The sequence below is a fragment of the Arcticibacter sp. MXS-1 genome, assembly GCF_041902385.1.
In the GTDB taxonomy this organism is placed as follows: Bacteria; Bacteroidota; Bacteroidia; order Sphingobacteriales; family Sphingobacteriaceae; genus Arcticibacter.
Genome location: NZ_CP169244.1, coordinates 4,664,614 through 4,679,023, shown reverse-complemented (window position 1 = coordinate 4,679,023; position 14,410 = coordinate 4,664,614). Strand labels below are relative to the sequence as shown.

10 protein-coding genes are annotated in these 14,410 nt (G+C 48.7%); 8 read left to right on the top strand and 2 right to left on the bottom strand.

What is annotated here, in order from left to right:
- Positions 1 to 20: 20 nt before the first annotated feature.
- A complete protein-coding gene (locus ACES2C_RS20170) occupies positions 21 to 530 on the bottom strand; it encodes a two-component regulator propeller domain-containing protein (RefSeq protein WP_374164852.1) in 510 nt (169 codons plus the stop codon).
- Between the two features lie 177 nt (positions 531 to 707).
- Between ACES2C_RS20170 and ACES2C_RS20165 the strand changes: the two genes are divergently transcribed.
- The 5 genes from ACES2C_RS20165 (at position 708) to ACES2C_RS20145 (ending at position 8,998) form a co-directional block, all read left to right on the top strand.
- Complete coding sequence (locus ACES2C_RS20165; RefSeq protein WP_374164851.1) at positions 708 to 2,984, top strand: GH92 family glycosyl hydrolase; 2,277 nt, start codon at positions 708 to 710, stop codon at positions 2,982 to 2,984.
- A 235-nt stretch (positions 2,985 to 3,219) separates the two neighbouring features.
- Entirely contained in the window at positions 3,220 to 5,844 is a 2,625-nt protein-coding gene (locus tag ACES2C_RS20160) for a SusC/RagA family TonB-linked outer membrane protein (RefSeq protein ID WP_374164850.1), read from the top strand.
- Between the two features lie 139 nt (positions 5,845 to 5,983).
- Positions 5,984 to 6,388: a hypothetical protein gene (locus ACES2C_RS20155; RefSeq protein ID WP_374164849.1), complete on the top strand. Its 405-nt coding sequence runs from the start codon at positions 5,984 to 5,986 to the stop codon at positions 6,386 to 6,388.
- A gap of 10 nt (positions 6,389 to 6,398) precedes the next feature.
- Positions 6,399 to 8,276, top strand: coding sequence for a RagB/SusD family nutrient uptake outer membrane protein (locus tag ACES2C_RS20150; protein WP_374164848.1), 1,878 nt, complete (start codon positions 6,399 to 6,401; stop codon positions 8,274 to 8,276).
- 23 nt (positions 8,277 to 8,299) lie between these two features.
- Positions 8,300 to 8,998 carry a DUF3823 domain-containing protein gene (locus ACES2C_RS20145; protein ID WP_374164847.1) on the top strand — a complete coding sequence of 233 codons (699 nt, stop codon included), beginning with the start codon at positions 8,300 to 8,302 and terminating at the stop codon, positions 8,996 to 8,998.
- Between the two features lie 64 nt (positions 8,999 to 9,062).
- Here the strand turns inward: ACES2C_RS20145 and ACES2C_RS20140 are convergent, their stop codons facing one another.
- Positions 9,063 to 9,596, bottom strand: a complete 534-nt coding sequence (locus ACES2C_RS20140) for a DUF4269 domain-containing protein (RefSeq protein WP_374164846.1) — start codon at positions 9,594 to 9,596, stop codon at positions 9,063 to 9,065.
- Between the two features lie 235 nt (positions 9,597 to 9,831).
- Here ACES2C_RS20140 and ACES2C_RS20135 point away from each other — a divergent pair, with 235 nt between their 5' ends.
- From ACES2C_RS20135 to ACES2C_RS20125, 3 genes are read left to right on the top strand one after another with little or no spacing between them, the layout of a single operon-like run.
- Positions 9,832 to 11,877 (top strand): beta-L-arabinofuranosidase domain-containing protein, encoded by a 2,046-nt coding sequence (locus ACES2C_RS20135; RefSeq protein ID WP_374164845.1) that lies wholly within the window; start codon positions 9,832 to 9,834, stop codon positions 11,875 to 11,877.
- A 33-nt stretch (positions 11,878 to 11,910) separates the two neighbouring features.
- Positions 11,911 to 13,047: a DUF5127 domain-containing protein gene (locus tag ACES2C_RS20130; RefSeq protein WP_374164844.1), complete on the top strand. Its 1,137-nt coding sequence runs from the start codon at positions 11,911 to 11,913 to the stop codon at positions 13,045 to 13,047.
- Positions 13,048 to 13,103: 56 nt separating this feature from the next.
- A complete protein-coding gene (locus ACES2C_RS20125) occupies positions 13,104 to 14,378 on the top strand; it encodes a glutaminase domain-containing protein (RefSeq protein ID WP_374164843.1) in 1,275 nt (424 codons plus the stop codon).
- Positions 14,379 to 14,410 lie beyond the last annotated feature (32 nt).

The following is a 14,410-nucleotide window of genomic DNA, read 5'->3' as shown; positions in this document are numbered from 1 at the left end:
CCATACAGTTCCGTCATCACTCACGCAGAGAGAAGAGGCATTGAGTCCGCCAGGGCAATTATACGCCGAAAGCTTTTTTTACGGGGATCATACCTGAATGCAGTTGAGTGGGCCATGAACCAGACGCTGCCATCCCCTGCAGCCTGCAGATTGGTAATGCCTTTATTCCGCGTAGCAGCTATCAGGACAGGCCTTTCAAGGGTGTCGTTGTAGCGGTAGAGCCCGTTTTCGCTGCCTACCCATAGGGTGCCTTCGCGGTCTTCACATAATGATATAATGTTATTTGAGCTTGTTCCATCAGGACCATATTCCTGCTGCCGGTATACTTTGAATGTATAACCATCAAACCTGTTTACGCCGTCTACGGTACCGAACCACATAAATCCTTTTTTGTCCTGCAAGGAGCACGAAACGGTATTGCTCGACAGACCATCGTCAATCGAGTAGTTAATAAAGTAGTGTGGCTGCCCCAAAGCGCTTTTGAGCGAGAAAGAGACCAGCAAGTAAATTAGTAGTATAGTTTCCCTCAATGTACTTTTAAGATTTATAATTATTGCGAAAGTACATACTGTTTCGCCTTGTTATATCAATTCTGGCCGCGAGTCCTGCCCGTGAGACAAAATGAAGATATTTTGAGACAAATTAAGGAAGTAAAGCAAATTGGCGGACATATTTTAGTCTGTTCAAACCACACACACCAATGATTCATGAAAGTGAGGCCACTGATCATTTTTCTGATATGTATCCGGATCGCATATGCTCAACCGTCTGATCTTACCAGATACGTAAACACCCTGCAGGGCACTAACTCTAAACACGAGCTGACCAGGGGCAATACGTATCCGACTACAGCGCTCCCTTTTGGGATGAACACATGGACTCCGCAAACCGGGAGGAATGGCGACGGCTGGAAATACCAGTATTTCAAAGAAACGATCAGAGGCTTTCAGCAGGCACATCAGTGCAGCTCCTGGAGTAACGACTACGCTGTTTTTTCGCTGATGCCTGTGTCGGGGGCTTTGAAAGTAAACGAAGATGAAAGAGCTTTAAAGTTCAGGCACGAAAAGGAAACGGCCAGACCGGATTACTACAAGGTAGAGTTTGAGAATGGGATCAGAACGGAAATGGCGCCGACAGAGAGGGGAGCACACCTGCGGTTTTCCTTTCCGCGCGGAGAGAAGAGCTACGTTGTACTTGATGGTTACACTAAGATGAGTATGGTGAAGATCATTCCATCTGAAAGGAAGATCGTTGGCTATGTCAATAACGGGCACTACGTTCCTGAAAACTTCCGCAATTATTTCGTTGCGGTGTTCGACAAACCATTTAAAAGTTACGGAACGTGGGAGAACATCAGGAACACAACGACATCGAATGCGCGTGAGAAAGAAGGAAAGGGGGCCGGAGCCTATCTGCAATTCGCGGATGGTGAACAAGTGCAGGTGAAAGTGGCCTCCTCATATATCAGTGCCGGACAGGCAGAGTTGAACCTAAGGAGGGAACTCGGCAGCTTTAAGAAGCTTGAAGACACGAAGGCCGCGGCGCAGAAGATCTGGAATGGGCATCTTGGCCGAATAGTGGTTGAAGGGGGTACTGAAGAGGATAAATCAACTTTTTACTCCTGCTTTTTCAGGGCGAGTCTCTTCTCGCGGCAATTTTTTGAGTACGATAAAAGCGGCCAACCTTATTACTATAGTCCATATGATGGCAAAATCCATAAGGGGTACATGTTTACCGATACCGGTTTCTGGGACACCTTCAGAGCTCAGTTTCCATTAACAGCTCTTTTACACCCGACTATGCAGGGCCGATATATGAAAGCGATGCTTGCCGCCTATGAGCAATGCGGCTGGCTGCCCTCCTGGTCGTTCCCTGGTGAGGGAGGAAGTATGATAGGGAACCATGCAATCTCCCTTCTTGCCGACGCCTGGGTAAAGGGCATCAGGACATTCGACCCCGTCAAAGCGCTTGAAGCCTACTTTCATGAGGCAATGAACAAAGGCCCCTGGGGCCCCGCGAACGGGAGGCATGGCTGGAAGGAATATTACCAGCTGGGCTATGTACCTTATCCGGAGTATGGAGAAGGTACTGCAAAGACACTCGAGTATGCCTATGACGATTTTTGCGCTTATCAGCTCGCACGTCAAACGGGACAGAAGTTCTATCAGGAAGTTTTTCAACGTCAGATGTACAATTACAGAAATGTGTACGACGCGGCGAGTGGTTTTATGAGGGGGCGGAACAGCAAGGGTGAGTGGAAAGCTGGTTTTGATCCTTTTGAATGGGGCGGTCCGTATACGGAAGGGAATGCATGGCACTGGCAGTGGTCGGTGTTTCATGACGTGCAGGGTCTGATCAACTTAATGGGAGGCAGAGGGGCGTTCGTCCGCAAACTTGACTCGGTATTTTCTTCTCCCAGTACTGTAAATACCGGCTCCTATGGGGGTATGATCCATGAGATGACCGAGATGGTGATGGCTAATATGGGGCAGTATGCTCACGGCAATCAGCCCATTCAGCATATGGTCTACTTGTACAACTATGCAGGTCAGCCCTGGAAGACGCAGTACCATGTGCGGGAGGTGATGAGGAAGTTGTATAACGCCACAGAGAACGGATATCCGGGAGACGAAGATCAGGGACAAACCTCATCCTGGTATGTGCTGAGCGCTCTCGGTTTTTACAGCGTGTGTCCAGGCACTGACGAGTATGTCCTGGGGAGCCCGGTATTTCGAAAGGCAACGATCACGCTTGAAGATGGGAAGAAGTTTGTGATAGAAGCGAACGGAAACAATGACAAAAACCTGTATGTATCCTCCATGCAATTGAACGGGAAGCCTTATGATGCACTCTTCCTAAGATATCAGGATATAGCAGAGGGCGGCGTGTTTCAGTTGCAGATGCAGGAAAGGCCTGACAGTACAGCGGCACATCGCGCTGCCCGGTTGCCATTCTCACTTTCATCCGAGGTGCCTGTTCCCTGAGGCTGAGGTCCCCGTCGGCGTTCAGGTCCGTTTTTAACTCCGTTAAACTTTAAAGGCCAACAGCTATTCCACGTCCTGCACGAGGTATAGTGCAGTGCTTTTCTCAACGCAACAATACTGATACAAAATAGCGAATTAATGACACAATTTGAGGAATAGACAACGCTGCTAAATCGTTTTCTTTGATATGTAGTAGGGCCCATTACTACAGGTTTAACCAATTAAAAGAAATCGTATGAACAGAAGTTTACACTATCATTTAAGGCTTCCCCTTAAATGTAAATCGGTCTTCCGGATCTGTCTGACACTGGCAATCTTGCTTTATGGAGTTTCGCCGCTTCTGGCCCAGATGAATGTAAGCGGAAGAGTAACCGACACCCAGGGAGCCCCTCTGATCGGAGTGAGTGTCAAGTTGAAAGGCAGTAAAATTGGAGCGAGCACAGACGAGAAAGGTCACTATGCCCTCAATGTCCCAACTCTTTCCGGAAGCTTGCTTTTTACCTATGTCGGATTTGAATCGAAAGAGGTTCCGATTGCTAACAAAACCGTTGTAAACGTCCAGCTTACCTCGGCAGAATCATCCCTCGAAGAGGTGGTGGTTGTAGGCTATGGTACGCAAAAAAAGGAGTCAATAACGGGGTCAATTGCAACGGTGACCAGTAAAGATCTCGAACGGGCGCATGCGGGATCGACCGTTAGTGCCGGCCTGGCTGGTAAACTCCCAGGCGTGTCATTCCGTATGGCTGACGGCCGCCCTGGTTCCAGTGCCAATATCCAGATCAGAAATCTGGGAAACCCCTTGTATGTAATTGATGGTATCCAGCAGGACGCAGGCCAGTTTAATAACATATCGCCGAACGACATAGAAAGTATTAGCGTGCTGAAAGACGCCTCAGCTGCAATATATGGTGTACGCGCGGCAAATGGGGTAGTAGTAGTTACTACAAAAAGAGGAAAGACGGGCAGTCGTAATACCATTAATGTTGATGCATATACGGGATGGCAGAACTGGTCGAGGTTCCCTGAAGTTGTGAACAGCTCCTATGATTACATGCTCGGTAAGGCAGATGCCGAGATGAATTCTCTGAAACACGCCACGAACATCACACCCGAAGAACTTGAAAAGTACAGGCAGGGCACGGAGTATGGATACAAGAGCTTCAACTGGAAGGACTTTATCGTGAAGGGTGATGCTCCTCTTACTTCTGTCAACCTCAATGCAACGGGTGGCTCTGACCGCATTAATTACTACCTCTCGGGGACACATCTCGACCAGAGTTCAGTACTCGGTAGAGAATTTACATTTAAACGCAACAATCTTCAGAGTAACATTGATGCGAAAATTGCCAACTCACTGAAGGTTGGAGTACAAATCAACGGTCGTCTGGAAGTGAGAGACAACCCGGGGGTCCCGGGCGGCGATGATTATTGGCAGCCCCGCTTTGCGATCCTCAGGAACCTGCCGACCGAGCGGCCTTACGCAAATGACAATCCTGAATATGTCAATGACATTGGCCACAACGAAACCAATTGGGGCTTTCTCAACAAGGAGCTCTCCGGTTACTGGCATGAAGAATGGCGCGTACTGCAAACCAACTTTAATGCCGATTATACGGTCCCGGGTATCAAAGGTCTGACGGCTAGAGGAATGTATTCTTACTATGTAGCTGACAAGATGATGAATGGCCATGAGTATACCTATAAGACGTATACGTACAGACCGGCAACTGATACCTATGACGCGACAGGGGGCAGTACAAACCCATGGAGAGAGCGTGGAACGAAAAAGGTGATCACCAATACGTATCAGGTTCAGCTCAATTATAATAACACTTTCGGAAAACACACTGTAGGGGCAACACTGGCAACGGACTGGATAGAAAAGAAGGAGCCGGAAACCTGGGTGCATGCGGTACCTGCTACTAACGTGCTGCCTTTGATTTACTTTAATACAATGGACACCTACGACGACCGGGTAAACGAGGAGGCAAGGATAGGCTATATCGGTCGTCTGAATTACAGCTTTGCTAACAAATACTATCTGGAAGTTTCTGGCAGAAGGGACGCCTCCTGGAAGTTTGCTCCTGGCAAGAGGGTAGGCTATTTCCCATCGGTATCAGGCGGATGGAGAATTACAGAGGAGCGTTTTGCCAAACAGCTGCTGGGAGACAAGGGTATTCTGAACGATCTTAAGTTCCGTGCTTCTTACGGTATTATGGGTGATGATGACATCGGTATCGGCGCATACGATTATCTTACCGGCTATACCTATGGCCAGACCGGAACGGTCATCCTTGACGGAAAAGCGATTGTTACCGCCAGGGATAAAGGAATTCCTATTACACAGATTTCGTGGTTTAAGAGCCGTATGTTCGATATTGGCGCCGACTTTAGCCTGTTCCGCAATAAAGTAAGCGGATTAGTGGACTACTTCTACAGAAAGCGTACAGGCCTCAAAGGAAGGAAGTATGATCAGCTGGTCCCATCTGAACTAGGTTATGGTCTTCCGGATGAAAACGTGAACAACGATGCGGTAATCGGATATGAGACAGCGCTCAACTACAACGGAACGTCCGGAAACCTGAGGTACACAATAGGCGCTAATTTCTCATTCGCCAGACCTAAGAACCTTTCCACCTATAAGCCTCTTTGGGGTAACTCCTGGGATCACTACCGTTCATCTATAGAAGACCGCTGGAGTAACATTATGTGGGGCTACGAGGTGAATGGCCAGTTCCAGTCGCAGGACGAAATAAACAACTATCCGGTCAATATTGATGGTCAGGGAAACAAGACGCTCCTGCCCGGCGACCTGATTTATAGGGAATCAGAACGGCGATGGCCGGATCAACGGATATGACGAGCGGCCAATTGGTTATAGTCCTGACAGAAATCCTATCGTTAATTACGGACTGAGTATCACGCTGGCCTGGAAGGGACTCGACTTTGCTGCCGACTTTTCGGGAGGTTCTCTTTACACCTTTACCCAGAACTGGGAGATGAGATGGCCTTTCCAGAACAACGGAGCCCTGTTAAAACAGTTCTATGAAGACAGGTGGCACCGCAGCGATCCCTTTGATGTCAACAGTCCCTGGATAGCGGGCAAATATCCCGCGCTCCGATACAACGAAGGCGGACACAGCAACTATAATAAGACTTCAACCTACTGGACAACCAATGTGTGGTACCTGCGGGCACGTACCATCGAATTTGGCTATACCTTACCTAAGGCATGGGTGCAAAAAGTAAAGATTCAGCGGGCCAGGGTGTATGCAAATGCCAGTAACCTCTTCTCCATAGACAATATGAAGAAAGTAGGAGTGGAGCCTGAAATTATTGACCCTAACGGACTCCAGTATCCGCAAAATCGCTTCATTAACCTTGGAGTAAACCTTTCATTCTAAAGACTGTATCATGAAAAAGAAATATTTCACTATCATAATGACACTCCTGGTGCTTTCCTGGAGTTGTAAAGAAGACAGCTTTCTCGACCGGGATCCCACTAGTATTTTAACCGAAGAAGCGGTGTGGAAGGATGAGGCCAGTATCCTGGCGATATTAGGCGACTTGTACAATCGTTACTACGATTTTGGATCTCTAGAGAGCTGGACGTCTTTGTCGGACGCTGATTTTAATGAGTCGTTCCCCTCTGCTTCGGGCGACTATGGAATGGTGCAAAATAATTCGTTTAACTATGGCAACTACAGCACCTGGGATTATGGATACATCCGCGAATTAAACCTTTTTATTCAAAAATGTTCTGCTGCAACTGCTCTGGAAACGCCTGTCCGTGATCGCTTTGTTGCGGAGGCTCGCTTCCTAAGGGCCTCTTACTATTTTGAAGCCGTTAAGAGAATGGGAGGCGTTCCATTGATACTAGAGCCGATGGAATACAATTATAGCGGCGACCCTACTTACCTGCAGCATCCCCGGGCAAAAGAGGCAGAAGTTTATGATTTTGTTATAAGTGAAGCAGAGGCTATAAAGGCGGCTTTGCCAGCAGATGTCAACCAAAAGTCGAGAGCTACAAAGGGAGCAGCACTGGCGATGGAGTGCCGTGCTGCACTCTATGCTGGCTCCATTGCTAAATACGGCGTCAATACCCCTCAGGTGACACTTCCTGGTGCAGAAGTGGGTATTCCGGGCTCAAAGGCAACTTCCTATTATGAAATTTCTCTGAGGGCGGCACAAGAGATTATCAGCGGCTCTGCCGGCGGGTACGCCCTTTACAACAGGAAGCCCGATCTGTCAGACAACTTTTCCAGTCTCTTCTACGATAAGAATACTAATCCGGAGCCTATTTTTGTCGAAGACTACAAGCTTCGGAGCAGCAAGGTTCATGGGTTTACCATTGTGAATCAACCTCGTTTCGGAGCGGAAGAGGAAGAAGGGGGAAGGATTAATCCTGCACTCAACCTTGTAGAGGCATTTGAAAAAACCAACAATACATTTGCTCCGCTTGATGTTACGAAGAGCTATAGTAAACCAGGCGACCTCTTCGCTGACAGAGACGCACGTCTTGCGGGAACAGTAATCCTGCCGGGTTCGACATTTAAGGGGCGTGCTGTTGATATCTGGGCCGGTTATCAGCTGGCAAACGGAACGATTGTAACCGCTTCAAAAAGAGGTGGCGAGGCTAAGCTGCCGGGAAGTGATAATAACGTCCAGGTAGTAGGGTTTGACGGGCCCGTCGATGGCGAGGAGTTCACTGCTCAGACGGGCTTCTATCTTCGGAAGTACCTCGATCCTGTACCTGGTTCAGGACAGAGAGGCGTTCAGAGCGAAGTCTGGTTCATCCGTTACCGCTATGCAGAAATATTACTGAATGCAGCGGAGGCAGCCTTTGAGCTTGGGCAGCCTGCTGCAGCCCTGCCGTACATTGACCAGGTGAGGGCGAGGGCAGGCCTTACCATTCCGCTCGATGTTTCAGATATCACGTTCGATCGCATTGCTCATGAAAGAAGAGTAGAGCTGGCCTTTGAAGGACATTATTTTTATGATATGAAACGCTGGAGGCTTGCCCATGTTGTTTGGGATGGCAATCCAACCTCTGTTACGGACCTCACTGCAAATATCGGAAAGGCAGCAAAGAGAAGCACGCAGCCTTACGGCCTCATCCCATATAAAATTCATAACCCTGGTGGTGCCGACAACGGGCACTGGGTGTTTAAAATCGTACGGCCGGGGAGGGCTACAGGGGTTGACCGCTTCCAAATGGGTAACTATTACTCCTACATCCCTGACGATATTATTAATAATAACCCCAAGATTGTCAGGAATCCAAATCAATAATGGAATAAGTAATTAGGACAGACATGAAAACGATACTTCACTATTTTATTATAACAATAGCCGTAGTCCTCGTGGCCTCTTGCGCCAAGGATAATTACGATGCACCGTCTTCGTCTTTTTCCGGGCGGGTCACTTATAAGGGAGAACCCTTAAATATTGAGGATGGAAGCGTCCGCTTTCAGCTTTGGGAAAAGGGATGGGGAAAGCTTTCTGCCATTGATGTACCGATCAAGCAAGATGGTTCATTCTCGGCAGTCCTATTCGACGGGAACTACAAAATGACGGTTCCTTCTGGTGACGGACCTTTTAAGACGGTTTCAAACGGAGCCTTGAAAGATACGATCGAAGTGTCCATGCGAGGCTCACAGACAATGGATGTAGAGGTACTGCCTTATTACATGGTCAGGAATGCACGATTTAGTCAGGCCGCGGGCAAAGTGACCGGTACATGCACCGTTGAGAAGATTATCACCAATGGTGATGCGCGCGACGTCGAAAGAGTTACCCTTTATATCAACAAAAGTAACTTTGTTTCCAACGGCACTCAGATTGCAAACGCGAATCTGGAGATCAGCCCCTCCACTGACTGGAATAATGTCAGCATAAGTGTAGCTGTCCCGGATCTTGTGCCCCGGCAGGATTACGTTTTTGCCCGCATCGGGGTCAAAATAGCCGGAATAGAGGACATGATCTTCTCGCCGATAACAAAAGTTCAGCTTTGATGAGCAATAGCAGGGAGTCCGCGCCATGAGCCGGATTCCCTCTTTTCTGATTTTTTAGTCGTCTTTACTTTCCGCCGCAGTTTCCATACTGCAATAATGCCTGGTAGGGGTCTCCATCTAAGCCCAGAAGCAGGGCAAACGCAGGTTCAGTTTTTAGTCCTTTCTTTTTTAATTCTCTTATTTTCAGCTTGAATGCATCACCTTGCTCCTGTATAATGCTATGTTCAATAAGCATGTGACGTACAGCTTCCTGTTCCTGAACGGGACGGTCCTGGCCAAAAATTTCTATTGTAAACTCTTCCGAGCGGAAGCTGGCTATGACCGTATCTTGTCCATTTACCTGGCTTCGGTTTATGGAGAAATTGTCTCGTTTCGCAAAGTTTTCCATCACTATGTTTTCAAAGTCCGACGCAGTCCTGTACCAGCAGACGATGTCGAGGTCACTATCTTCGGTGTCAATGTCAAGGGGAACTGTTCCGGCCAGCACAGGCGTATAGGCGGCGAGAATGGAAAGTATGCCGGTCTGACGGAGTACTTCCGAGGCACGCCTCTGCCGAGGTGTGCCATTTTGAAGATAGAAGGGATTAAAGAAGTCCATAGCTCGTGCAAATAGCGGTTAAAGGTAACGGAATCGCTCCACATCAGGCGTATTCTTCAAAATGAGAGTAAATGCCGAAAATGTGATACGATTTGAATAGTCATCAATAGCGTAAAGGCTTTTATTTGTAGCATTATTAAAATCAAGAACTAACCGTCAGAACGAAGGTCTGCTTAAATACCAGGCCTGCGATTGCTGATGCTAACCTTCGAACAAGCATATGTCTCACTCCTTCATGTTCAAACTGCTTATCCTGCCAGCTTTCGTATTGTTGCCGTTCTGGGGCTCTTTTGCTCAGGGGATTCGCGCGGAGGTAGTAGCGCGGCCGGCAACTGAAGGGAAGAACCTCTATTACACCAGCAACAGAAGCCCCCTTTTGCAAGCAGCCTTTCTTAAGCTTCCGGTTACGTCCTTTTCCCCTTCCGGATGGTTGCTCAAGGCCCTCAACCTTCAGAAGGAGGGCCTTACCGGCAATCTCGGGGAGATCAGTGTCTGGCTTTCCAAAAAAAATAATGCCTGGCTGAACAGGGAGGGGAAAGGTGAATACGGATGGGAAGAACTTCCTTACTGGCTGAAGGGATACGGAGACATCGCCTACATGCTAAATGATCAGAAGATGATCTCAGAAACGAAATTCTGGATCGAAGCGGTTCTAAGTAACCAGCGCCCGAACGGCGACTTTGGCCCTTCCGTTGAAAAGGGAAAAGGGAAACGCGACCTGTGGACTAATATGCCTATGTTATGGTGCCTGCAGTCTTATTACGAGTATTCAAAGGATCAGCGCGTTCTTGATTTCATGACCCGCTATTTCAAGTGGCAGCTGACTATTCCCGATGAGCTTTTTCTGGAAGACTACTGGGAAAACAGCCGTGGCGGAGACAATCTCTACAGCATTTTTTGGCTGTATAATATAACGGGTGGCGACTGGCTTCTCGATCTGGCACAAAAAACTGACCGGAACACGGCGAACTGGCGCCAGGCTGCCAGTCTCCCCAACTGGCATAATGTGAACATTGCTCAGTGTTTCAGGGAACCGGCGCAGTATTACCTCTTAAGTCAAAAGGAGGAAGATCTCAATGCATCCTACAATAATTTTAAGCTGGTCAGATCTGTCTACGGGCAGGTGCCGGGAGGAATGTTCGGGGCGGACGAGAATGCCAGAAAAGGTTACGATGATCCGCGGCAGGCTACCGAGACATGCGGCTTTGTTGAACAGATGACATCCGATCAGATGCTACTACGATATACGGGCGACACCTTCTGGGCAGACAACTGCGAAGATATTGCCTATAATAGCTTCCCGGCTGCCTTTATGCCCGACTATCGTTCACTTCGCTATCTGACGGCCCCCAACATGGCAATTAGCGACAGTAAGAATCATCATCCGGGAATCGATAATTCCGGTCCGTTTTTGATGATGAACCCGTTCAGCAGTCGCTGTTGCCAGCACAATCATTCCGCTGGCTGGGTGTATTTTGCACAGAATACCTGGATGGCGACGCAGGATAACGGATTGGCCGCCCAGTTTTATACGGAAGGCTCTGTAAAGGCCAAAGTTGGAAGCGGGCAGCAAGTGGAAGTATGGGCGGAAGGCAGGTATCCCTTTGATGAGAACATCAGCCTGAAGCTGAAAATGGACCGGCCTGGCAGTTTTCCTCTTTATCTGCGTATCCCGTCATGGTCTGAAGCAGCCCGGATCAAGGTGAACGGACAGGCCCTGCAGGTTCAACCAGTAGCAGGCCGGTATATCAGGATCACCAGGATATGGAAAGATGGCGACAGGATTAGTCTGCACTTACCGATGAAATTGAAAGTACGGCAATGGGCAGAGAACAAAAGCAGCGTAAGCGTGAATTACGGTCCGCTGACCTATTCCCTCAAAATAAAGGAGAACTATATTAAAAAGGATAGTAAGGAAACTGCCATCGGCGATTCCCGCTGGCAGGAGAATGCAGATCCTGGCAAGTGGCCTTCCTTTGAGATTCACCCCGGATCTGCCTGGAACTACGGCCTGTCTTTAGATGAGAAGCATCCTGAAAAATCATTTCAGATTGTGCGGAAGAAGTGGCCTGCCGATGATAATCCTTTCACTAACGCGAGTGCGCCTGTTGAATTACGAGTACGAGGGAAGAAAATTTCGGCTTGGGGAATTGACTCTTCCGGACTTGTATCGCCTCTGCCACGCAGCCCTCTTACCAGCGGAGAGCGGGAGGAAATTCTTTTCCTGGTGCCAATGGGGGGAGCACGCCTGAGGATTTCCGCTTTTCCCGTCGTTAAGTAGAAAATATAAACATATATCTTAAACATAGCTCTGATGAATACCATTAAACTCACACTCTTCAAAACTCTGTTCTTCTTTTTTGTCCTGAGCCAGGCTTTTCAAGTCGCAGCACAGGTGGAAAAAGCACCGGCTTATCCGCTGGTAACTCATGATCCTTATTTCAGTATCTGGTCGTTCAGTGATCAGCTTAACTCCTCGGTGACTAAACATTGGACCGGAGCCGATCATTCGCTCACCGGCCTCATTCTGGTTGATGGCAATGTCTATCGCTTCCTGGGTGAAAACGCCCCGTCTTATCACACGATCCTTCCTGTTGCGGAAGATGCCAGATACACCAGTAGATACACTGAAACGGAACCATCCGGTACCTCATGGATGAAAAGTACTTATGATGATAAGAGCTGGAAAAGCGGGTCGGGTGCATTCGGAGACAACGGGAATGCCGGAAATCAGTGGAAAAGCAAGGACTTGTGGGTTCGAAGAAAATTTACCATTGGCGATTTAAAGCGTGGAAAGCTGCTTTTAAAGATCCATCATGACGACAATGTCGAGGTTTATTTAAATGGGATTGAAGTGTACCGGCATTCAGGCTGGAATGACAAGTATGATTACCGGGACATTGACGAACAAGCAAGAAAGGCGCTGAGAAAAGGTGAGAACGTGCTCGCCATCCACGTCGCTAATACTGCCGGAGGACAATGGCTCGATGCGGGGATTGTACAGGAAAAGGAGCAGGCAGCAAGCCTTGCCGTGAAGAAGGCGGTTCAGAAGAATGTTGAGGTAACAGCTTCCCGTACTATTTATAACTTTACCTGTGGAAAGGCGGACTTGACGCTTACTTTCACATCGCCGTTGCTGACCGACGACCTAAACCTTTTGTCGCGGCCGGTTTCCTACATCTCCTGGAAGGTTAAGTCGAACGACGGCGCCGCTCACAATGTTAAAGTTTACCTCGGAGCCTCAACGAATATCGCGGTGAACACGCCGGCGCAGGAGGTAAAGGCTCAGAAATATAGCCAGGGGAAGCTCTCCGTTCTGAAGGCGGGTACCATCGAGCAGGCTGTTTTACAGAAGAAGGGAGACGACGTCAGGATCGACTGGGGATACATGTATGTTGCCACACCCGCCGGGAATGGCGTACAGCAGACAATTGGTACAACAGGGGGGTAAGTGCCTCACTCTTTACTACGAAGCCGCATACAGCAGCTACAAGCGGAAAGCAGCTGATGTTGAACACCGTCATCCCCTTTGGTTCGGTAACCTCAGAAAAAGAGAAGTTCGCGATGCTGGCTTACGACGACGGATATTCGGTCCAGTACTTTGGTCAGAATTTACGTCCATGGTGGAATCAGAACGGTGATCAGACCATTGATGGTCAGTTACAAAAGGCCTCATCTGAGTACGAGCGCATTGCAGCCAGGTGTGCTGCCTTCGACGGGCAGCTGTTTAATGACGCCGTAAAGGCAGGCGGCCGGAAATATGCCGACCTGTGTGTGCTGGCCTATCGGCAGAGTATTGCCGCACATAAGCTGCTCAAGAGTCCTCAGGGCGACATCCTGTTCCTTTCCAAAGAGAACTTTAGCAACGGATCCATCAACACTGTTGATGTAACGTATCCTTCTGCTCCCCTGTTTCTGGCATACAATCCCGACTTGCTGAAGGGGATGTTAAACGGGATCTTTTACTATTCGGAGAGCGGGAAGTGGACCAAACCTTTTGCCGCTCACGACTTGGGCACCTATCCCCTTGCAAATGGACAGACGTATGGTGAGGATATGCCAGTCGAAGAGTCGGGCAATATGATTATTCTCACCGCCGCGATAGCCAAAGCAGAGGGCAAGGCCGACTATGCCAAAGCACACTGGAAGACACTTTCTGTATGGGCGGATTATCTTCTTAAGGAGGGCTTTGATCCTGCCAACCAACTTTGTACCGACGACTTTGCCGGACATCTCGCCCGGAATGCAAACCTGTCGGTAAAAGCGATTGTAGCCCTGGGAGCATACGCAATGCTGGCCGGGCAGCTGGGCGAAAATGAGACTGCTGCTAAATTCAGAAGCAGCACCAAAGAGATGGTAACCAGGTGGCAGCAGCTGGCTGAGGACGGGGATCACTACACGCTCGCCTTTGGGAATAAGGGAACCTGGAGCCAGAAATACAACCTGGTATGGGATAAACTTTTAGGGCTGAACCTGTTTCCTAAAGAAGTGTATGAGAAGGAGATTAAATATTATCTGGGCCGCCAAAATAGCTACGGACTTCCGCTGGATAGCAGGAAAACGTATACCAAATCTGACTGGGTCCTGTGGACCTCAGTTCTCGCCAGCAATTCTCAGGACTTTGATGCCATTATGACGCCTATGCATAAGTATGTGACAGAGACGCCGTCACGCGTTCCTGTCAGCGACTGGCATGAAACTACTAACGGTGAAAAAGTAGGCTTCCAGGCCAGGAGTGTGGTAGGAGGATACTATATTAAAATGCTCGCAGACAAGTGGTAGGAGCTAAGCTGCAGACAGACAGGGCGGATTGC